18 protein-coding genes are annotated in these 21,111 nt (G+C 39.7%); 11 read left to right on the forward strand and 7 right to left on the reverse strand.

Annotation, left to right across the window (positions count from 1 at the left end; all coding sequences use genetic code 11):
* Nucleotides 1–3 precede the first annotated feature (3 nt).
* The 4 genes from C0V77_RS00940 (at nt 4) to C0V77_RS00955 (ending at nt 6,925) form a co-directional block, all read left to right on the forward strand.
* Nucleotides 4–1,701: a hypothetical protein gene (locus C0V77_RS00940; protein WP_101724436.1), complete on the forward strand. Its 1,698-nt coding sequence runs from the start codon at nt 4–6 to the stop codon at nt 1,699–1,701.
* A gap of 109 nt (nt 1,702–1,810) precedes the next feature.
* Nucleotides 1,811–6,226 (forward strand): ATP-binding protein, encoded by a 4,416-nt coding sequence (locus tag C0V77_RS00945; protein WP_101724437.1) that lies wholly within the window; start codon nt 1,811–1,813, stop codon nt 6,224–6,226.
* The gene (locus C0V77_RS00950) at nt 6,219–6,359 is read left to right on the forward strand and encodes a hypothetical protein (protein ID WP_216824389.1); all 141 of its coding nucleotides are present in this window, start codon (nt 6,219–6,221) and stop codon (nt 6,357–6,359) included. Before C0V77_RS00945 ends, C0V77_RS00950 begins: the two co-directional genes overlap by 8 nt.
* A 47-nt stretch (nt 6,360–6,406) precedes the next feature.
* Nucleotides 6,407–6,925 carry a DUF4385 domain-containing protein gene (locus tag C0V77_RS00955; protein ID WP_101724438.1) on the forward strand — a complete coding sequence of 173 codons (519 nt, stop codon included), beginning with the start codon at nt 6,407–6,409 and terminating at the stop codon, nt 6,923–6,925.
* Between the two features lie 76 nt (nt 6,926–7,001).
* Here C0V77_RS00955 and C0V77_RS00960 read toward each other — a convergent pair whose 3' ends face one another.
* A complete protein-coding gene (locus tag C0V77_RS00960) occupies nt 7,002–9,473 on the reverse strand; it encodes a ribonucleoside-diphosphate reductase subunit alpha (RefSeq protein ID WP_101724439.1) in 2,472 nt (823 codons plus the stop codon).
* Nucleotides 9,474–9,985: 512 nt separating this feature from the next.
* Entirely contained in the window at nt 9,986–10,672 is a 687-nt protein-coding gene (locus C0V77_RS00965; RefSeq protein WP_101724440.1) for a thiamine diphosphokinase, read from the reverse strand.
* A gap of 225 nt (nt 10,673–10,897) precedes the next feature.
* On the opposite strand from C0V77_RS00965, the gene ispE reads away from it, so the two are divergent.
* From ispE to C0V77_RS00985, 4 genes are all read left to right on the forward strand, one after another.
* Nucleotides 10,898–11,716 carry a 4-(cytidine 5'-diphospho)-2-C-methyl-D-erythritol kinase gene (gene ispE, locus C0V77_RS00970; RefSeq protein ID WP_101724441.1) on the forward strand — a complete coding sequence of 273 codons (819 nt, stop codon included), beginning with the start codon at nt 10,898–10,900 and terminating at the stop codon, nt 11,714–11,716.
* Nucleotides 11,717–11,739: 23 nt separating this feature from the next.
* Nucleotides 11,740–12,348 (forward strand): cytochrome c oxidase subunit 3, encoded by a 609-nt coding sequence (locus C0V77_RS00975; protein ID WP_173830510.1) that lies wholly within the window; start codon nt 11,740–11,742, stop codon nt 12,346–12,348.
* On the forward strand, nt 12,317–13,006 hold the full coding sequence (gene recO / locus C0V77_RS00980; RefSeq protein ID WP_101724442.1) for a DNA repair protein RecO: 690 nt from the start codon (nt 12,317–12,319) through the stop codon (nt 13,004–13,006). Before C0V77_RS00975 ends, recO begins: the two co-directional genes overlap by 32 nt.
* Before the next feature lie 152 nt (nt 13,007–13,158).
* The gene (locus C0V77_RS00985) at nt 13,159–13,404 is read left to right on the forward strand and encodes a type B 50S ribosomal protein L31 (RefSeq protein ID WP_101724443.1); all 246 of its coding nucleotides are present in this window, start codon (nt 13,159–13,161) and stop codon (nt 13,402–13,404) included.
* Between the two features lie 63 nt (nt 13,405–13,467).
* Here C0V77_RS00985 and C0V77_RS00990 read toward each other — a convergent pair whose 3' ends face one another.
* Nucleotides 13,468–14,352: a DMT family transporter gene (locus C0V77_RS00990; RefSeq protein WP_101724444.1), complete on the reverse strand. Its 885-nt coding sequence runs from the start codon at nt 14,350–14,352 to the stop codon at nt 13,468–13,470.
* Between the two features lie 135 nt (nt 14,353–14,487).
* On the opposite strand from C0V77_RS00990, the gene C0V77_RS00995 reads away from it, so the two are divergent.
* The 3 genes from C0V77_RS00995 (at nt 14,488) to C0V77_RS01005 (ending at nt 16,155) form a co-directional block, all read left to right on the forward strand.
* On the forward strand, nt 14,488–15,390 hold the full coding sequence (locus C0V77_RS00995; RefSeq protein ID WP_101724445.1) for a TIGR01777 family oxidoreductase: 903 nt from the start codon (nt 14,488–14,490) through the stop codon (nt 15,388–15,390).
* Between the two features lie 86 nt (nt 15,391–15,476).
* Nucleotides 15,477–15,866, forward strand: a complete 390-nt coding sequence (locus C0V77_RS01000) for an HIT family protein (RefSeq protein WP_101724446.1) — start codon at nt 15,477–15,479, stop codon at nt 15,864–15,866.
* Between the two features lie 4 nt (nt 15,867–15,870).
* On the forward strand, nt 15,871–16,155 hold the full coding sequence (locus C0V77_RS01005; RefSeq protein WP_101724447.1) for a hypothetical protein: 285 nt from the start codon (nt 15,871–15,873) through the stop codon (nt 16,153–16,155).
* Between the two features lie 34 nt (nt 16,156–16,189).
* Here C0V77_RS01005 and C0V77_RS01010 read toward each other — a convergent pair whose 3' ends face one another.
* The 4 genes from C0V77_RS01010 to C0V77_RS01025 form a co-directional block, all read right to left on the reverse strand.
* Nucleotides 16,190–16,825 carry a carbonic anhydrase gene (locus C0V77_RS01010; protein ID WP_101724448.1) on the reverse strand — a complete coding sequence of 212 codons (636 nt, stop codon included), beginning with the start codon at nt 16,823–16,825 and terminating at the stop codon, nt 16,190–16,192.
* Nucleotides 16,826–16,872: 47 nt separating this feature from the next.
* Nucleotides 16,873–17,859: an NAD(P)H-dependent glycerol-3-phosphate dehydrogenase gene (locus C0V77_RS01015; protein ID WP_101724449.1), complete on the reverse strand. Its 987-nt coding sequence runs from the start codon at nt 17,857–17,859 to the stop codon at nt 16,873–16,875.
* A 167-nt stretch (nt 17,860–18,026) separates the two neighbouring features.
* On the reverse strand, nt 18,027–19,421 hold the full coding sequence (locus C0V77_RS01020; RefSeq protein WP_101724450.1) for an efflux RND transporter periplasmic adaptor subunit: 1,395 nt from the start codon (nt 19,419–19,421) through the stop codon (nt 18,027–18,029).
* A 63-nt stretch (nt 19,422–19,484) separates the two neighbouring features.
* A complete protein-coding gene (locus C0V77_RS01025; protein WP_158237857.1) occupies nt 19,485–20,957 on the reverse strand; it encodes a TolC family protein in 1,473 nt (490 codons plus the stop codon).
* Nucleotides 20,958–21,111: the final 154 nt, after the last annotated feature.

A 21,111-nucleotide genomic window follows, 5' to 3' on the forward strand; every position in this document is an offset into this window, starting at 1 on the left:
GCTATGACAATCAAATATCGATGGCAAAAAATTGCAATTGGAATCGTAATCGGCATTGTAGTTCTACTGATTTTATTGACCATCGGTGGTTATTTCTTTTTGAAACCTCTGGTTGCCGACCGCGTTCAGAAGGGTGTATTGAAAGCCACTAACAGGCTGTATTATATTTCGTTTGCTGACATAAAGTATAATCCGAGCCTGGGTGAAATTGTGATTACCGACGCACATTTTAAGCCCGACACCCTCATTTATAAAAGACTGCATGCCATAAAAAAAGCGCCGGACGACCTTTTGCTTATTGATGTGCCAACGGTGAAGTTAACAGGGGTGAATCCGCTTGAGGTAGTCTTTGAAAAAATTCTGGATATGAACACCGTCAGTGTTCAGCAACCAACTATTACAGTTCTTCATAAAAGCCAGATATACAATAAAACGCTCGACTCTCTTGAAAGGAAAACACCTTATCAGTTAATATCGAAGTTTGTTAAATCATTGCAGATTAACCTGGTGGTTTTAACCAACGTAAACTTTACTTACGAAAACCGTGAGGCTGCCCGCCGTAAGAAAAGTGAAGTTAAAAATCTTGATATTGAGATTAAGAATGTATTGATTGATTCATTATCTGAAAAACCTTCTCAGAAGGTATTATATGCCGATGATTACACTTTCACCATTAAGGCGGTAGAATTACCCACTAAAAATCAGTTAAACGACCACTCTTTCAAAAACATAGTCTTCTCGCTTAAAGGCAGGCATTTATCAATAGATGAATATCATTTGAAACCCAAAGCAAGCGAAATGGCCTATGCTAAATTATCAGGCGGGCGCAACCGGGCAGAGGTTATATTGCGCAATATTGTTATTAAAGATATACACCCTGAAATGCTCTATCCGGACAATAAGCTATATGCAGGCTCTTTGCGCATTAACAGCGGTCTTGTGAAGATATTCAAGAATAAAGCCTACCCTGTTTTACAGCGGGATAAAACAGGCGAATATCCGCATCAGCTGCTTAGAAAACTGGATTTACCGCTGAATATTGATACCGTTTTTATCAATGATACAAAAGTTACTTATTCAGAGTATGACCCAGAGGCAAAACTGACAGGTTTCATTAGCTTTAACCGGATTAATGGTAAGATTACCAATGTTACAAACGACAGCCTGCCACTGGCTAAAGACGCCATTATGCGGGCACAGTTTCATAGCTACTTCATGAATCGCGGCAGCCTTAATGTGGCATTTACTTTTAATATTCCTTCAAAAAAGGGAGATTTCACCTGTCAGGGTCAGCTGGGCAATTTTGAGGGTACTTCTATTAACAATATAACTGTGGCGCTAACCAAGGTAAGTGTGCAGTCGTTAAAGATAAACAAATATGTTTTCAGGCTGAAAGCTGATGATTACCGCGTTACCGGCACAGGTATATTATATTATGAAAACCTGAAAGCCACTATTCTGAAGGTAGATAAAGAGACGGTTGAAAAAAAACCGAGATTCCGGCTCTTTAAAAAGCGTGCGGTGCCGACTTTTATAGTTAATAATCTGGTTTTAAAAGACGCTAACCCCCGTAAGAATAATCAACTAAAAACAGGCACTATCAATTACAAGCGCCCGCGGACCAAATCTTTCTTTGGCGCTATCTGGGGTGGTTTAGCGCAATCGCTTTTCCAATGTGTAACGGGTACTGTGAAGGATTGAGAATTCTCATAAATAACCGATATGATTAGGTTTAAGTTTTTGTCACTCATTTTTTGTATATTTATTTCTAAATATCATAATAGGAATAACTCAAAATTTGGTGACTAAAATGGATGAAAGTGTTTTAACCGCTATAGATTCTTTTAAAAAATTCAATTTCTTCTCCATAAATGATAAAGAATTCTCTGACTTAGTTTATTGTATTTTTCGTAATGAATCTGCATCAAAGCTTGGAGATTACTATGGAAAATACAATAGAGTAACTCCTTCGCCAGAAACAAGAGAAAAAGGAAAAGATTCAATGCTCTACTTTAATGATAAGCTAGTTGGAGTAATTCAATGTAAGCTAATCAAGAAGAATACGAATTTAAATGACTTTCTTAATGAGTTTATTAAATTCATTCTATATGGTATAGATGACAATTTGTTTATTGAAGCTAGAGAATTCTATTATTATTTTGTAGCACCTTACGGGTTTAATAATGAAGTCCTTGATTTTACAAGGTCAGATAACCGTCAAATTCCTAATTTGAACAAAGTAATTAATAAGGTTCTATCTAACTATTCAACGCTCAAAACTGCATTTGGTAATACTTCAATTCTCGAGCTCGAAAAGCAAATAACTGATATAATTCAAAAAGTTGTTATTGAACCTCTAAATTCTATCCAACTTAATAGTTGGCTTAACAAAGATTATAATAAACATTTAATTACTAATAATCCCAAGTATTCAGAATATACTGATGAACCTATTGAACAGATTCTGAATGACTTTTCAATTGCATCAGGATATGTTGCCAATTGTAGCAACTCTATTGATGGTATTCCTGATTCTCACATATTGAGAGATGAAGTAAATCAACTTTACGACAAGATAAATGCTCCAAATCAAAATGACAGAAAGAATCATAATGTTTATATCTTAGTTGGAGAGGCCGGGTGTGGTAAAAGTGGCATTATGAAAGATTTATATGATAGACTTTATCAATCTGAAGTCCCCGTTTTAGGTATTAAATCTGATAAGTACGAAAACTTAAGTTCATTGAATTCCTTGCAAGACCAGTTAAACTTACAAGATTCTATTTTTAAACAAATAAATACGCTAAGCTTTAGATATGAAAAAGTAGTTCTTCTTATTGATCAAATTGATGCTATCACTCTTTTCCAAAGTACAAAAAATAATAATTGGAATACATATAGAACCTTAATTTCTGCTTTAGAAAAGAAAGAAAATGTTAGAATCGTTATTTCAATAAGAAAAGTAGATTTAGAAACAGATATAGAACTAAAAGAACTTAATCAATACAACAAAATAACAGTAGGTCCACTAACTGAGGCTGATGTCACCCCCCTTCTAAAGCAAAAAGGAATTAAATATGACGAACTCCCAAAGAGTCTAAGACTCTTACTTGCGATTCCAAACAACCTTAATATCTTCAGTAAAATAAACAACGCTAAAATTGATGTTAATAAACTGACAACATTGAACTCTCTTTATAAAGAATTGTGGAGACAAAAAATCACCAATTGCCCGAAGTTGTTTAAAATATCAAACAATCGATGTAGTGAGTTAACTTTTGGTATCTGTGCAGAATTAAGTTCTCAAGGTAGTTTATTGACTTCTGATGAGATTTTTATAGACGACTATTATGAAGAATTAAAATATTTGAAGAGTTGTGGTATCCTTCGAGAACACACAGATGAAATAGAGTTTTTTCACTCAAAATTCTTTGAGTACGCTTTGGCAAAAAGCTTTATTGCAAAAAAGAAAACTTTGTTAGAATACATTATTGAAAATCGTCAATTTTTAGAAATTAGACCTATAATAAGAACTGTTTTAGACTTACAGAAAGACACAAATAAACTTGAATATTACCAATCATGCACCTCTATTCTTACTAGCGATGAAGTGAAGTTTCATTTCAAATTATTGGTAATTAATTCACTTGCTTTTCAAACTTCCATAACCCAAAATGAAAAACTAATTGTTGAAAAGAATGTCTTTTCAAATCCACTTCTTAAAACCTATTTTTTAGAGACCGTTATAGGACTTGAGTGGCTAAAGTTCTTAACTGAGAAAAACATTTATAGCCATCTAATAGAGGCCGGAGAACAGAATCTTTGCTCTTGGTTATTACGAAGGAACCTACCAGATGAAAGAAATTTTATCCTTGATATATTAAAAAATAATATTGTTGAATTTGGTAATAAAAGAGATTTTATAGTTAATATCTTATCGGATTTAAAAATATGGGACAATGATTTAGCATATCAATTATATGATGAAAATGCTAAACACGAAGAGACTCAAATCTATCAATTCTGTTACATGATGGAAGACGTTTCTTCATTTAAACCAGAGTGGGTTATTAAAAAATTTAATGCTACTTTGGAAGGCAGTGTAAATAAAACAAGTCAAGAATCGGATATACTTTCAAATTTTAAACATGAACAACGACAGCTTTTAAAAGTACTATTTGATCGCGCACCACAACAAAGTTTTGAATTTATACTATGCTTGATTGAAAAGTTAATCTCCTTGAGAATGTATGATTGTAACTATACTGCCCTTAAACGAGATTTTGCTTTTGGTATATGGAGAGATAATGATAAAGGCAATAGATCATTAATTGGTATGTTCAGTGATTTTGTTAAGAAACAAGCAGAATGTAACTCATTAATTTTCAGAAACTTTATACGCACACATTCCCAAAACAACTCTATTACAATTTTAGAATTACTGATAAATGGTTTTTTATCTAACCCAAAAATTTATAAAGATGAAGTTTACAATTTTGTATTGTTTTTTAATGAGAAAAAAGGCTTCACTATAGACGAAAAAATACATTATAAAATTAGAAGATTGATTACCATCTTATATCTTGATTTTAATAACTCTCAAAAAGAACGCATAAACGAAATTATTCTTTCTATTCAATTAGCTTATGAAAAAGATATTTTTATTCGTGAAGGTGTAAGAAAACATTATTTACACCTCAGTGGCAAAACTAAATATAAATATATTAATATAATACCTATTGATGAAATCAATAAAAACACACACTTAAAGAAATTGCAACAAGAACTGAATAGAAAGTTTGGAGAGAATAAAGATGAAAAACCTGAAAATCCCATCGCTAAATTTATAACAGCACCCCTTCCGTCAAATGCTTATAATAAAATGTCTATTAAAGATTGGGAAAAGACCTTTTTAATCTACCACGATGACTATCAAAGAGCCCCTTTCTCATTTAAAGGGTCTCTCTTGGAACATTCCAGAGCATTTAAAGAACAAGTTAAAGAAAGAAGTGACTTTTTTTTCCCTCTTATTGAAGATATAATTAACAAATTCCTTATTAGCAGACATTACGTTATTGAAGGCTTTAATGGCTTAATTGAGGCGAATCATAACCCAAATGAAGTAAAAAGAATATTTAAACTAGCCATGTGGAGTTTTAAGGATAGGAATACCATACTATATGCTACTTGGATAATAAGATACTTTATTAAAAATGACATTGTGGATAAAGAGATTATTGACTTCCTTTCCTATCATGCTAAAACACATTTTGATCCAAAACAAAACGAAAATAGTACTGATAAATTAATGAGTGGGATAAACTCAGTAAGAGGGTCTATTGCTGAAAAATTAAACTATTGTTATAAATCAGTCGAACACCAAAATTTAATTTTTACCACTGTAGAGGTCTTAGCAAATGATAAAACTGATGCTGTGCGTGTTGCTGTTGTTCATCAACTACATCAACTTATTTATCTGAACTCTGGTAAAACATTAAGTATATTTCAATCAATAATAAAAAACAATACTAAAAATGAAGCCGTATTAAAAGCATCTATTAGTACAGCAAATAAATTCTCTTTTCAATATTATGATGATATAGAATTCTACTTCAGATTAGCGTTGAACTATGAAGATTTGCAAGGTGATATTTCTCAATGTCTATTCTATTGCTGGCTTGATGATAATGAAAAAGCACTCCCACTTCTTGAGTCTACTTTAGAAAAATATCATAAATGCAAAATAAAAATTATCTATTGCGCATTAGAGTGTTTAGTTGAGAATGATACAGAAAATTTAGATACAAAAGCATTTAATATATTACTTAGGTATATTAATGAAAATGACAAAGAAATTGCAGACGAATATAATAGAGGAATTCTAAGACTAAAGCCTGAATATTTTATGACTGTTTTACCATTTCTAAAAGAATATTCTCGCTCTAATGTGATTAAAATTAAGCATGGGTATTTTTATCACTACTTATTGAGCTGTTGTGATAAGTTCCCCATTGAGTGTTTAGATTTAATTAAGAACTTTGACAAATTTTCTCCAAATGATGACCACTATGACAACGATTTACTTCAAATAATACTGACTTGTTATTACAGATTTGGAGAAGATGAAATCTCTAATAAACTGGAAGCTATAGAATTATTTGATAAAACTCTAATGGATAATAGATATCGATTAAATGCCTTTAAAACAATAGATTTATTTGACTAAACATAATATTTTTAATTCCAAAACCAAATTTGAAGCCCTCGACTGGAACATTAAACACACCTTATGGCATTGCAGACAGATAGGCCTGCTGAAACGCGTAGTAGATAAACGATATGATTTTGGGCTGAGATAAACAATAAAACATGCTAATGGTTATTAAAATAGCAATTCTATGAATCCATGCATGCCTTTAACTACAACTTAGATTTTAAAACTACTGACTTCCGGAAAAATCCTGAACTGTATCGCATTGGTGTAGGAGAACAAGGCGTATTACTGGTAGAACCCTACAAATCGGAATTACTTCCGCTATGGCGGTTCAAAACCGTTGAACTAGCCAGAGAATCGAGCAAAACCATTTATGAGCAGTTTGAAAAATACCTGAAAGAAAAAGACTTTGTAGGGGCAGATATGGCCCGTAAATACCTGCAAATGGGTTTTACCCGTGCACGGCGCTATGCCAACCACGCCAGCGGACAAAAGTATGCACAAGACAACCGGAAAGATGAACCCTTAGAGTATCCCTATTCAAGCGGAAGTAAGTTTAAAGATAATAAGGTATTGCCACAGGAAGCGGATGCGCTTACAAACGAAAAAGCACAGGCAGCACAGGTATTTAAGGAGCTCTGGTTTAAAGCTAAAGACAATCCAGATTATAAGGCATTGAAAAAGTGGTTTCGGGATACCTATTACAAATAACTTTATGCAATGAAAAAAACCACCTCTTGCAAGGTGGTTTTCACTGAATGATTAAGAAAGAAAGAAGTCGGAATCCTTATGAGCCACACATTTCGCACCCTTCAGGGTTATCAAGCGAGCATTGCATAGCAGCGTATTGATAGTCTCCGTCACCACTAAAAGTAGCGGCGGCAGCAGCTTTAGCCGTTTGTTCTTCGGCATATTTAGCATAATCAAGAGGTTTTTCCTCTACGGTTGTAACGGCCGGTACTACTTCAGCAATGGCTTGTCTGTCTACCGTAAATTTAACAGCATCAGCAGCAGCCTTGGTGCGTAGGTAATACATACCGGTTTTCAGACCCGCTTTCCATGCATAGAAGTGCATTGAGGTAAGCTTACCGAAATTGGCGTTTTCCATAAAGATATTCAGCGACTGGCTCTGGCAGATAAATGCGCCGCGGTCGGCCGCCATATCAATAATGGTTTTTTGCTTAATTTCCCACGCTGTTTTGTAGATTTCCTTCAAATTTTGCGGAATTTCGGCTATTGCCTGTACAGAACCGTTCGCTGCAATCAGTTTGTTTTTCATGGTATCGTTCCACAAGCCGATTTTCACCAGGTCTTTCAACAAATGCTTGTTTACTACCACAAACTCACCCGATAATACACGTCGGGTATAAATGTTTGATGTGTAGGGTTCAAAGCATTCGTTGTTACCCAATATCTGGCTGGTTGATGCCGTTGGCATCGGAGCTACCAATAATGAGTTGCGCACACCGTTTTGCTTCACTTGTTCACGAAGCACTTCCCAGTTCCAGCGACCTGACGTTGGTGTAACACCCCACATGTCGAACTGGAAGATACCTTGCGAAATCGGAGATCCCTCCCATGTAGCATAAGGTCCTTCTTTAATGGCCAATTCCATCGATGCCTCCATGGCAGCAAAGTATATCGTCTCAAAAATGTCTTTGTTCAACTGACGGGCCTCGTCAGATTCAAACGGCATTCTTAAGGTGATAAACGCATCAGCAAGACCCTGTACACCCAAACCTATAGGACGGTGACGAAGGTTGCTTTTTTCTGCTTCCGGAACAGGATAGTAGTTAATATCTATAACTTTATTCAGGTTACGGGTAATTACTTTCGTAACCTCATATAATTTCTCGTGGTCAAATTTCAGGAAGCCTGTTACCGTGTCTTTCACTATATATTTCGGCAAGGCTATAGAGGCCAGGTTACATACGGCTACTTCGTCAGGCGATGTATACTCGATAATCTCGGTACACAGGTTTGAAGATTTGATGGTACCCAGGTTTTTCTGGTTCGATTTCTTATTGGCTGCATCTTTGTAGAGCATGTAAGGCGTACCGGTTTCTACCTGCGACTCCATGATGGCAAACCATAGATCCTGTGCTTTGATAGTTTTGCGGGCGCGGCCTTCAAGCTCATATTTCTCGTACAACTTCTCAAACTCTTCGCCGTAGCATTCTGACAGACCCGGTGCCTCATGAGGGCAGAACAACGACCAGGTGTCGTTGGCCTCTACGCGTTTCATGAAGAGGTCAGATATCCATAGTGCATAGAACAAGTCACGTGCACGCAACTCTTCTTTGCCGTGGTTTTTCTTCAGGTCAAGGAAATCAAAGACATCCGCATGCCAGGGTTCCAGGTAAATAGCAAATGAACCTTTTCGCTTGCCACCTCCCTGGTCTACATAACGGGCGGTGTCGTTAAAAACACGCAGCATAGGCACAATACCGTTAGATGTACCGTTGGTGCCTTTGATGTAAGAACCCGTAGCGCGTACGTCATGTATAGCCAGACCAATACCACCGGCCGATTGGGATATCTGCGCGGTTTGGCGCAGGGTATCATAAATACCTGTAATACTGTCTTCTTTCATGGTTAACAGGAAGCATGAAGACAGCTGTGGCTTAGGTGTACCCGCATTGAATAAGGTTGGAGTAGCATGCGTAAACCAGCGCTCAGACAGCAACTCGTAGGTTTCAAGTACCCTATCAATATCATCTCCATGAATACCCACCGATACACGCATCAGCATGTGTTGCGGGCGTTCAACAATCTTACCGTTTAGTTTAAGCAGGTATGATTTCTCAAGGGTTTTATATCCGAAATAATCATATCCGAAATCACGATCATAAATAATGGCAGAATCAAGCGTTGCTGCGTGCTTCTGAATCACTTTCCAGGTGTCTTTGGCAATCAGAGATGCATTTTGCCCGGTCTTTGGGTCTACGTACTGATACAACATTTTCATGGTACCAGAAAAAGACTTCAAGGTATTTTTATGAAGGTTAGAAATAGCAATCCGTGCAGCCAGAATGGCGTAATCGGGGTGCTTTGTGGTCATCGAAGCGGCAGTTTCTGCGGCAAGGTTATCCAGTTCAGAGGTATTAACACCATCATAGATACCGGCTACAACTTTCATGGCTACTTCAACGGGTTGGACAAATGCCGGCTCAAGGCCATAGCACAAACGCTCGATACGAGCAGTGATTTTGTCGAACTTTACCGACTCTCGGCGGCCGTCTCGTTTAATTACATACATAAGGTCGTCTCTGTAAGGGGTTTGGATTCAAAAAAAACAATTCTGACCAAGCACAAACGGCCCAGACACGTTTAAAAATTACAGCATTATAACGTTTTCAGTTATCTTGGCCGCCTGTTTTTGCAGGCTTGCGGCCTTGAAACCTCAAAGCAGCCAGACTATATTTACAGATTGCAAAAGTTGTACCAGCACTCAAACAAAAAGTTTTGAGTATGTAAAATTAACAAAATCTACAGGCTTGCGAAAACCTAATATCTATACCTTATTTAGCAAAAGCAAAAAAGCGCAATATTAAGAAAATGTTAAGACCTAATAATCAATCAGTTAGTTTTCGAAGAAATCGAAAAAGTCAAACTCAAAAAGTTTTCCACAATGTTTTACACAAAAATGGACGTATTTTTTCTTGACTTTTCCCGCGTAATTTATATGCAGTATTTAGGTTCAAAGCTACATTAACAAATGTAAAATTTCTATTTTCAGAAAAAAAGAAAAATTCTGAAAAATTATCCACATCATACAAAAGACGCGTAATCGCGGCATTCCATCAACAATAAATCGCCCGATTGATAAGAAATACGCACCAGGCCGTCTTCTGCGGCCTCATTACTGCTCCCTGCTCTATAGCCCAATACAAGCGCTTCATTATCAAGCTTATACAACAGGTTTTCGGTTCGTACACCTTCTGCTGTTCCGATAGGTATCAAAGATATGGCCGTGCCTTTTGAAAACCATTTCTCAAAAACACCGGGGGCGGGCAGCAGCGGGTAAATTACAGAGTAATCATCAATCATCACTATCTGAAGTTTACTTTTGTAACGCACCAGGTTGGTCATATTAGTGATGGAATGGTCTGCCCTGCGCCCTGTAGCCCACACCACATTAGCGGCGGGGAATCCACGAGTTATCAACATCTCAAAAGCCTTGTCGAGATCGTTTTTTTCCTGGTCAGGCGTATGAATAATTTCAATAGGATACTGAATCCTTTCAATTTCTTCCAGGTCCAGGGCTTTATCAAAATCCCCCATCAGCACATCAACCTTGATACCGAGCTCCAGCACTCTGTGAATGGCCTGGTCCAGTACAACCACAAACGGGCTCCACTCAAGCAATTGGCCAAGCAATTCAAAACTACAAGCTTCGCCGTTGGCAATAATCAGAGCAGGCTCCTGTTTTTCTCTAACAATGTGATGAGACGACATTCAAACAAACAGATTTTAAACTAGGTAAAGGTTTAACCCATTACCGGTGGCAGAAGTTCTCTGTTTTGGGTAAATAATTTTTCCGCTCAGGGTTTATGCCCTTCAGAGAATCGTTCAATACACCAACCTGGCACCTGACTATCGGCAAATGGTTAAAATGATAAATCCGCACTGAATTGCTACAATTCTGAACAACGCTGCTAACTTTGAATTTTATTTCTGAAGATGCTTAGTTTTCCAAATGCCAAAATAAACATAGGGTTAAATATTGTAGAAAAAAGACCCGATGGATTCCACAATATAGAATCCGTTTTTTATCCTGTTAACTGGTGCGACGCGCTGGAGATTATTCCGGCTGAAGAGCTTCGGTTCGAAAGTTCAGGGCTGCCTATTCCCGGCGACCAGTCTAATAACCTATGCCTGAAAGCCTGGCACTTGCTATCCAGCAGCCAACCTGTACTGGCAGGTAAGGCAGCGGCCTTTCATTTGCACAAGGTTATACCGATGGGAGCCGGCCTGGGAGGAGGCTCAGCCGACGGTGCTTTTGCCCTTAAAATTCTGAACGAAATTTTCAGCCTTGGGCTGTCTACTGCAGGTTTGCAGCATTTTGCCCGGCAGTTGGGTTCAGACTGTGCATTCTTTATAGAAAACCGTCCGATATATTGTTTTCATAAAGGAGATGAATTTGAAGAATTTTCGTTAAATTTAAAGGGTAAATACATTGTAATTGTGAACCCGGCCATTCATATTTCAACGGCCGAAGCCTACAGCGGGGTAATACCCCAAAAGCCGGGGGTCTCATTAAAAGAGGCCTTGATGCAACCCATAAGCACCTGGGAGGGTCTTATAAAAAACGATTTTGAAAAGAAACTGTCAGAAAAGTATCCGGCCATTGCCGACACCAAAAAAACGCTGTATCAGCAAGGCGCCTTATATGCCTCTATGACCGGCTCAGGCTCAACGGTTTACGGTATTTTTGAGACAGAAAAAGATCTGAAGACTCAATTCCCGGACTTTGCGGTGTGGCAGGGATTTCTCAACTGATAGTTAGTCCAAACCAAAGAAAAATGCTGAAACAACTCACAAAACGCCGTGAACCCTTTGCATTCATGCTGTATCTGTTCATAGTTAGCAGCGGTTTACTGTTTTTCTTCATTATTCTGGTTTTTATTTCTAAAGAAGCCGCCAGCGGAGTGGTTCCCTTAAAAATACCCGGGGTTTTCTGGGGTAGCACGGCCATCATTCTGATCAGCAGTTCTACACTTCACTGGGCCAATAAGGCTTTCAGAGAAGAGCGTTTCAGGAGCTACCGGCTCAATATAAGCCTCACGCTGGTGTGTAGCGTACTTTTTCTTATTTTGCAGGGCCTGGGCTGGAAACAGATGCTTGAGCGCGGCATTACAATGAGCAACAATACAGGGGGTATGTTTATTTACATACTCTCCGGCCTGCATCTGGTTCATGCCTTGGGTGGTATCGTTGCGCTGGGTTTTGCCAACCGCGACGCCTTCAAACGTCTGGATTACGTGGAGTCTTATGTATACAGCGTAAACCCGCCAAATCAGCTAAAACTTAAATTAATCAGTATCTACTGGCATTTTATTGATATACTCTGGATACTCCTGTTTCTTTTCTTATTGTATCATGCTGCACAAAACCCGGGGAATAGTCATTAATTATATACGTTACCGAGAAACGTCAATAATTGCCAAAATTTACACCGAAAAATTCGGGGTGCAGTCGTATATAGAAAACGGGGTGCGCAGCAGCAAAGGCAAAAACAGAATTGCGCTTTTTCAACCCCTAAGCCTGCTAGACCTTGTGTTGTATCATGACGATAAAAAAGAGATACATCGTATCTCTGAAATCCATTCGGGGTTTCCGTTTAAAACGCTTCCTTATGACGTTTACAAGTCGAGCATTGGTATGTTTTTAAACGAGGTGCTCAACAAAACCCTGAAAGAAACCAGCGAGAACCCGGCATTGTTTGAGTTTCTTTATCATTCGCTCATTTTTCTGGATGAAACCGAGCAGCACTTCGAGAATTTCCACCTCATATTTTTGTTAAAGTTCTCGTTTTTTCTGGGTTTTTCTCCGCAGGATGCAGATGAGATTCTGATGCAGTTAAGAGATGCAAACATGATGATTCCGTTTGATTCAGACTACAAGGCACTGCTGAACGAACTGATAATGGCCGACTATCAGACACCCGTACTTATGAGCCGGGCGGCTCGCAACTATGTGCTGGAAGCCATCATTCTGTTCTACAAGCTGCATGTTGAAGACTTCGGAGAAATAAAATCGTTTCAGGTTCTGCGCGAGGTATTAAGCTAGCTTTTGCAATGGGCTTATGCTTAAGCACATAGGAGAGCGTATAAACAAAAAGAAAATTCAATATTTTTTAAATATACTTTGTTTTCTTTTTAAATATTTCTAATTTTGCAACCCGTTTTAGCGAATTTTAGAAGTTCAATATCAATAAATCAATGAAAAAAGATATTCATCCAAATTATAGACCAGTTGTTTTCTGGGATTTGTCGTCAGATTACAAATTTTTAACACGCTCATGTGTTAATACCAAAGAAAGCATCGTTTGGGAAGATGGTAACGAATACCCTGTTTACAAAGTAGAGGTTAGTTCTAACTCGCACCCATTCTACACTGGTAAAAACGTATTGCTTGATACAGCCGGACGTGTTGATAAATTCAACAAACGTTACGGTAAAAAATAATTTCCTGATTATTTTACAAAAAAGGTCTTTCAGCGTGCTGGAAGACCTTTTTTGTTTTACCGCTTAATGCTGCTTTTTTCTCAGAAACGGATGCAGCACTACTGAAAGCAGAATCAAAACGCCGCCTATATAAAAACCGGTGGTCATACGCTCTTTCTCTCCAAAAATAATATACGCCAGCAGGATGCCATAGATGGGCTCCATGTTAATAGACAGATTAAGCGTAAACGCCGAAATCTTCTTTAGTAATTTCAACATTTCATTGTATGGATACACCGTACACACCAGGCCCAAAATGGCAATCCATATCCAGTCGGTTGGGCTGGGTATCAGTTGAAAGTGCGTATCTGGAACAGCTAACATAACAAGAGGTATCAGCACCCAAGAGGCAACAAAGGCGCCTGTCATCTCATAAAAAATAATGGTTTGTGAGTCGTACTTTCTGGTTAGTTGAGCATTCAAAACAGAAAAGACAGTTGCCAGAAAAGCGCCGATTATACCAATTATAATGCCCGTCAGGTGACGGTATTCAAACGTAAAAACAAAGTACATACCCATAACTACCAACACACCAAGCAGCACCTCTACCCAGCTGATTTTGGTTTTATTGACGAGCGGCTCCATTATGCTGGTAAAAAACGATGTTACTGAAAACGTAACCAGACTTATGGCAATAGTAGACGCCCTGGCCGAGCCAAAGAAGCACATCCAGTGAAGGGCTATAATACCCCCTACTCCCAAAAGCGGCAGGCTGTCTTTCAATGGTATCAGAATATTTCTTTTCTGAAAACGAGCCAGCAGAAACATACCCAGCGAAGCCAGAAAGGTGCGATAAAATACTACCCCTAACGCAGACACATCAGTCAGCCTGCCCAGAATGGCCGTAAAGCCCAGAATAACAACAATCAGGTGAAGTTTAAGGTAATCTTTGGCTTGGGGATGTGTCATTTTTTAGGTTCTGGTATAACAACAAAACTGTTTATGGTGCTGAAAAACTGTCAAAGTTAATGAAATATGCCTTTAAAAATTAAACAATCTGATGGTTTTTGCTGTTGAAAGGATATAAACTAACCAACTGAACCAGTGAAAATTTTAATAACAGGTGGTACCGGACTTATTGGCCGAAGGCTGACATTACTGCTGCAAAAAAAAGGGCATCAGGTTGTTTATCTGAGCCGTAAAAAAGAGAACATCAAAGACGTAATAGTTTATAAATGGGATATATCAGCCGGATACATTGAGCCGGAAGCCCTTGAAAATATTGACTACATTGTTCATCTGGCCGGGGCAGGCATTGCAGACAAACGCTGGACGGAGGAAAGAAAACAGGAAATTATTGATTCGCGCATTCAACCTATTGTGCTGCTCAAAAAATATCTTCAAGAAAAAAACAATAGCATAAAAGGATTTATTTCGGCCTCGGGCATCAGTTGTTATGGCACCGATACCGGTGAAGCCCGGCTGGATGAGCATAGCCTTTTCGGAGATGATTTTCTGGCCTACTGTTGTAAGTTATGGGAAGAAGAAACCCGAAACTTTACCCCGGCCAGGCGCACGGCCAGTATAAGAACAGGTGTGGTATTGAGCCGGGAAGGTGGCGCTTTACCTAAAATGATGTTGCCCGTTAAGTGGGGTGTTGGCTCGTCCTTTGGCGACGGCAGGCAGTGGATGTCATGGATACACATTGATGACATCTGCCAGCTATATCTGCAATGTATTGAAGATGAAAACATCACCGGGCCTTTTAATGCGGTAGCTCCTGCTCCGATACGTAATGCAGCTTTTGTTGCAACCGCAGCAAAAGTCTTAAAACGCCCTTTTTGGGCGCCTGCTGTACCTGCTTTTGTGCTTAAATTACTTCTGGGTGAAATGTCTGCCGTATTACTGGGGGGCAATTATATCATTAACAAAAGAATGGCAGAGGAGTTGTCATTTAATTATCAATATCCGGAGCTTGAGACGGCTTTGCAGGACTTACTGAAATAAACGGTAACATTAACCTAATTTTGTTTTCTTCTGAAAGTCAATCCTTCAAAATTTGTTACCTTGCGTACAAATTTATTCAGACCATTATGCCTTCTATCTTTTCGAAAATAGTTGCGGGAGAAATTCCCTCTCACAAAATAGCTGAAACCGACCAGTATCTGGCATTTCTTGATGCTTTTCCGTGTGCAACTGGCCACACACTGGTGATTCCTAAAAAAGAAATAGATTATCTGTTCGACCTCGACGATGAGTTATACACAGGCCTTATGCAATTTGCCAGACAGATAGAACCTGCCATCAGAAAAGCAGTGCCATGCAAGCGGATTGGCGTAGCGGTTATAGGCCTGGAAGTGCCTCACGCACACGTGCATCTGATACCTATGAACAGCATGAGCGACATGAACTTTAATCATAAATTAAAAATATCACAAGAAGAACTGGCCGCCATTGCTGCTAAAATCAGAAGTTTCTTATAAGTATATGGAAATAGCCTACGCAGTAGTTATCTGCATTATACCCCTTTATCTGAGCATCAGGTGTATCTATCTGGCAAGGAAGAGTCCAAGAGTTTCTGATTTCATGAAGAGCATCATTACAGCTATTCTCATGGGCATTATACTTGTGTCTATCAGTGTTACCGTCCATCATTTCATGACAGAGGGGATATCTGAGGCAACGAACATGAGTATGGGAGTATTAACCACTGTGCAGGGTATTATATCAGGTGTGGTTTTTATGGTTACCCGATTGATGAGCAAGGCCTGAACCTGAAAGGCTCATTTACAGGCGCCTTTCGGGTTTAATCGCCCAGATAATATATTTCCTGTATTCCTTTTAGAAGTTTCACAAAATCAAGCTTCAGATCCTTCAAAAGCCCGGTTCTTATATCAAACACCCAGCCGTGCACGGTAGGGTAACCTTTTTTAAGATATTGCTGCTGCACACTGGCCAGTTTTATTACATTAATACACTGCTCCTGTACATTTAATTCAACCAGCCTGTCATAACGTTCTGGTACATTCTTAATGGCGTTCAGCTCTTCTTTATGCAGCCTGTACACGTCTCTTATATTCCTGAGCCAGGGGTTCAGTAATCCCATATCAACGGGCTGCATGGCTGCTTTTACACCCACACAATTATAGTGGCCGCATACAATAATATGCTTTACTTCCAGCGACCGCACGGCATATTCAATCACCGACATCACGTTTAAATCTGTTGCATTTACCAGATTAGCTATATTTCTGTGCACAAAAACCTCACCCGGCCCGGCGCCCATCAGGTCTTCGGCCGTAACGCGGCTGTCGCTGCAACCAATATACAGGTAATCGGGTCGCTGTTCTTTTGCCAGATTTTCAAAAAAAGACTGATTACGGCCCTTTTTCTCTTTCAACCACGCCAGGTTGTTTTCAAAAACTTGTTCATAAGTTGGCATATTGTGTCATTCAACAGGTGTCAGGTAAAACAAACTTTACAGGCTTATTATTTCAGCCGGGCTTTTAAGTCCTCAAACTCTTTCCGAAGTGGAGCTTGCTGGTATAAAATCTTATAGGTAAAATCAGTAACCGGAATATCCAGCTTGTAATCCTGCAGCATTTCGTATATACTTCTGGCAGCATAATAGCCCTCGGCCACCATGTTCATTTCCAGCTGGGCTGCCTGCACGCTGTATCCGCGGCCAATCATATTACCAAAAGTACGGTTACGGCTGAACTGAGAATAGGCAGTAACCAGTAAATCACCCAGATAGGCCGATGCACTCAGGTCGCGTTCCATAGGGTTTATGGCCTGTACCACGCGGCTTATTTCCTGCATGGCATTGGCCACCATTACAGCCTGAAAATTATCTCCGCCACCCAGGCCGTGCGTTATTCCGCAAGCCAGCGCTACAATATTTTTCATAACGGCCGCATACTCTACCCCATATAAATCGCCCAGGGCAGAGGCACTCACAAAACGGCAACGCAGTAAATCAGCAAAATCGCCGGCCAGGTTTAGGTTAGGAGACGCAATGGTCAGATACGAATGTTTCTCTAATGCTACCTCCTCTGCGTGACAGGGGCCGGCTATTACGCCAATATTCTCTGCCGGCACTTCGTATGTTTCTTCAATCCAGTCGGTTACAAGCTGGTTAGTGGCCGGAATCATTCCTTTAATTGCTGATATAACCTTTTTACCTTTCAGGTGGCTTTGATTAATATTCTTGAGGGCATCTGTCAGGAAAGCCGCCGGAACCGCCAGCACTACCCATTCTGTATCGCGCAATGCCTCTTTCAGGTTGGTATAAGGCTTCACTTTAGACGGGTGAATTTCAATACTGCTGAGGTAATGCGGATTATGATGCAGGCGCTTGATATGCTCTGCATCTTCGCTGTTTCGCATCCACCACTTAATATATACGTTGCTCTCGCTCAGAATCTTTATGATAGCCGTAGCCCAACTTCCGCCACCAATAACTGTTATTTTCATATTTTTTAACTAACCAGATGATGCAGCTGCCATACTATTGACTATTCTTTAACGTGTTTGCTGCAATAAAGTTTAAGATGCTAAATAAACCAAAAGGCCTGAAAAAACAAAGAGACTACCCACGGGCAGCCTCTTTGCAGAATGGTTAATGCTATACTCAAAGGTACTTATTCTTTCTTCTTCCCTTTGTCTTCTACTTTTTTTCCGACCAAATCACCGTCTTTCAGTTTTTTCGATACGGCAATAAATGGCCCAGACACTATAGACTCTCCTTCTTTAAGGCCTTCTTTTATTTCTATGGTTCCGGCTACGGTATCAGTAATACCGGTTTTCACCTCACGGGTTTTCACTTTGTTGTCGGCGCCTAACACAAAAACAACTTCTTTTGGCTGCTCTTTTTTCTTAGCCTTGGCTGGCTCATTGGCATTACCTTCACCGGCAGAGCCTTGCTGGTCTTTCTTCTCTTCATTGTTGGCGTCGCGGGTAGTAACGGCAGCAATCGGCACACTCAGAACTTTTTCTTTTTTCTCGGTTATGATATCAACAGTGGCTGTCATTCCGGGTTTGAATGGGTACACCTTCCTGGCTTTTCTGTCTACCAAATCGCGGTAAGACTCTGGCAGAATTCTGATTCTCACTTCAAATTCAGTTACAGCATCAGTAGCGCTAGACGCAGCCGCCAATGTACCACCAGCCCCATTAGCGGTGTTGGCTATCTCTGTTACAATGCCTTTGAATTTCTTGCCGGTTAGTGCGTAAGAGTCTACGTCAATATTGGCCGTATCGCCCAGGCTTACTCTTACAATATCGTTTTCGTTTACGTTTATTCTTACCTCCATGTTATTCAGATTGGCAATACGTAGCATCTCTGTACCAGCCATCTGTGAGGTACCCACCACGCGTTCGCCCAGCTCTACGCCCAGTTTAGATACAATACCATTCATAGGAGCGTAGATACTTGTTTTACGCAGGTTTTCAGAGGCGTCTTTTAAACCTGCTTCGGCACTTCTGATATTGTAGTTAGAGGCCTCCAGATTGGCCTTAGAAGCAGTTACATCCTGTTTAGCTACTTTCAGGTTGGTTTCTGCAATCTCAAGGTCGGCTGCAGAAATCACTTTTTCTTCATAGAGTTTTTTCTGACGGTTATACTCAGCCTGGGTTCTGATCAGTCTTGCTTCTGCCTGGGCAATGGCCGATTTGGCCTGCTCTGCACTGGCTCTTGACTGGTTCACTACGGCTTCAGCACGCTGAGTAATAGAGATATAGTTTTCGGGCTGAACTTTCAGTAAAAGCTGTCCTTTCTTTACAGAGTCTCCTTCTTTTACATACAAACCGATAATCTCGCCGGGTACGTCAGGTGTAATTTTCACTTCAACCTCGGGCTGGATTTTACCAGATGCCGAAACTGTTTCAATAATATCTGTTTTTCCTACTTTCACCAATTCAACTTCGGTAGGTTTTTCTTTACCTATCCAGCCGGCCGACTTTGCAATCAGTAGAAATATTACAAGCAGGGCTATTACACCGCCCAGAATCAACCAGATTCTATTTGATTTTTTCATTGAGAAAATAAATTTGTAAACAATTAGTAATAAGGTAAGTATGCAAACTTCTAAGTAAATGACTTAAAAATTAAGTGGTTTATTCTGATAATAATCTAAAATCTTGATTCTGAAAATGTAATCATATTTGGCTTGAATCTGGTTGGCTCTGGCGCGATCCAGGTTGGTTTTTGAAATACTGTAATCAAGTGAGTTTAGTGAGCCAACGTTAAATTTGGCTTCTGATGCCCTGAAGGCTTCTTCAAGCGCCCGCACCTGGTTGCCCAAAGCTGAAAATTTCTTGGCCGAATTACTCATGTTTACATAAGCCGTTTCAATATCCTGACGCAGGCGCAGGCGCACGTTCTCTGCCTGTACTTCTGCCTGTTTCTGCTGAATCACCGCACCTGTGGTACGAAATTTGGCATTGTACCCATTAAAGATTGGTACTCTTACGCTTAAACCAATTGATGTGTTAACGTTGCTTCTAATCTGGCGCAGATAACCGATTTTCTCGGTGGTGGTGGTAGTACTAGGTATCTGAGCAAAAACGTCATACCTTGTATTTCCAATATCTACATAGCCTGCGCGTTGCTCAATAATACTTGGTGTTACAATTATTTTCTCGGCAGCTGTGGTAGAGTTGGTGTTGGCGTTGGCAAAAGCCGTAACAACCGGGTATCTGAGTCCCTTGGCAATATCAACAGCTTTTTGGGCGGCTTTCACGCGCATATCTGCCGCCTGTACATCTGCCAGAAAACTCTGCGCTATTTCATATACTTCAGAAGAAGAATTAGGATATGGCTGAATATTGGGGTTGGGCACTTCTATTCGAACCACGTCAATGTTCCTTTCCATAGCCGTATTCAAAAGTTGTTTCAGGGTCAGTTTTGCCGATATAATTGCGTTTTCTGCATTTACAACCTGCACTTCGTCATTGGCTAGCTGAGCCTGGATATCGAACAGGTTTGTTTCAGGAACAGAACCTGCATTTACCAGTTTTTGGGTGCGTTCCAGTTGTATTCTTGATACCTCTACCTGCCTTTGGGCTATAGCCAGCAGGTCTTCCTGCGACAGCACGTTCAGGTAAGCTACTACTACGTTGAGGGTAATCTGGTTTTTCATGGCCTGCAAATCAAGTCTGGCCACTTCCATGTTGGTCTGGTTTAAAGCAATGTTGTTTCGGGTCTGAAAACCGTCAAAAACCGTAACACCACTTGAAAGCCCGAAACCGTTTGACCCCACCGTATTGGTAATGATACCATTGGTGTAAGGGTTAATGTTACGGCCAGTAAAAAGGTTAAGGTTGGCGGTTCCGTTCAGGTTGGGGTATCTGGCCCACTTAGACTGGTCGAGGGTGTTCATGCTGTTTTCAACAGCAAGCCCGCTTTGCCTGATAGAAAGGTTGTTTTTCAGAGCTACGTCAACGGCCTCCTGTAATCCGATTTTCTCAGATTCGGCCCTGCTGCCGCTGTTAGCTAAAGCCTGCGGTTGTTGTGCCTGAACAAAAGTATTAACGAGTAATAGCGTAGGTAATAAAATACTTGAAAATTTCATGAGGAAAATTTTTTTCATTTCGATGAACCTGTTCGATGAAACTTATAGGGCTTTATACGAGTTTTGGTATGACAATCTTACGAAACATTAGTATTAGGTTGCCACAAGAAATGGATAAACGGTTTTATTGAAGTTTAGAGTAAGTTCTTTAGGG

It is taken from the genome of Emticicia sp. TH156 (assembly GCF_002855535.1).
Taxonomy (GTDB): domain Bacteria; phylum Bacteroidota; class Bacteroidia; order Cytophagales; family Spirosomataceae; genus Emticicia; species Emticicia fluvialis.

Coding starts and splice junctions, on each gene's coding strand:
- C0V77_RS00940 (WP_101724436.1), top strand. CDS start 4: ATGACAATCAAATATCGATGGCAAAAAATTGCAATTGGAATCGTAATC.
- C0V77_RS00945 (WP_101724437.1), top strand. CDS start 1,811: ATGGATGAAAGTGTTTTAACCGCTATAGATTCTTTTAAAAAATTCAAT.
- C0V77_RS00955 (WP_101724438.1), top strand. CDS start 6,407: ATGCATGCCTTTAACTACAACTTAGATTTTAAAACTACTGACTTCCGG.
- C0V77_RS00960 (WP_101724439.1), bottom strand. CDS start 9,473: ATGTATGTAATTAAACGAGACGGCCGCCGAGAGTCGGTAAAGTTCGAC.
- C0V77_RS00965 (WP_101724440.1), bottom strand. CDS start 10,672: ATGTCGTCTCATCACATTGTTAGAGAAAAACAGGAGCCTGCTCTGATT.
- ispE (WP_101724441.1), top strand. CDS start 10,898: ATGCTTAGTTTTCCAAATGCCAAAATAAACATAGGGTTAAATATTGTA.
- C0V77_RS00975 (WP_173830510.1), top strand. CDS start 11,740: ATGCTGAAACAACTCACAAAACGCCGTGAACCCTTTGCATTCATGCTG.
- recO (WP_101724442.1), top strand. CDS start 12,317: ATGCTGCACAAAACCCGGGGAATAGTCATTAATTATATACGTTACCGA.
- C0V77_RS00985 (WP_101724443.1), top strand. CDS start 13,159: ATGAAAAAAGATATTCATCCAAATTATAGACCAGTTGTTTTCTGGGAT.
- C0V77_RS00990 (WP_101724444.1), bottom strand. CDS start 14,352: ATGACACATCCCCAAGCCAAAGATTACCTTAAACTTCACCTGATTGTT.
- C0V77_RS01000 (WP_101724446.1), top strand. CDS start 15,477: ATGCCTTCTATCTTTTCGAAAATAGTTGCGGGAGAAATTCCCTCTCAC.
- C0V77_RS01005 (WP_101724447.1), top strand. CDS start 15,871: ATGGAAATAGCCTACGCAGTAGTTATCTGCATTATACCCCTTTATCTG.
- C0V77_RS01010 (WP_101724448.1), bottom strand. CDS start 16,825: ATGCCAACTTATGAACAAGTTTTTGAAAACAACCTGGCGTGGTTGAAA.
- C0V77_RS01015 (WP_101724449.1), bottom strand. CDS start 17,859: ATGAAAATAACAGTTATTGGTGGCGGAAGTTGGGCTACGGCTATCATA.
- C0V77_RS01020 (WP_101724450.1), bottom strand. CDS start 19,421: ATGAAAAAATCAAATAGAATCTGGTTGATTCTGGGCGGTGTAATAGCC.
- C0V77_RS01025 (WP_158237857.1), bottom strand. CDS start 20,957: ATGAAATTTTCAAGTATTTTATTACCTACGCTATTACTCGTTAATACT.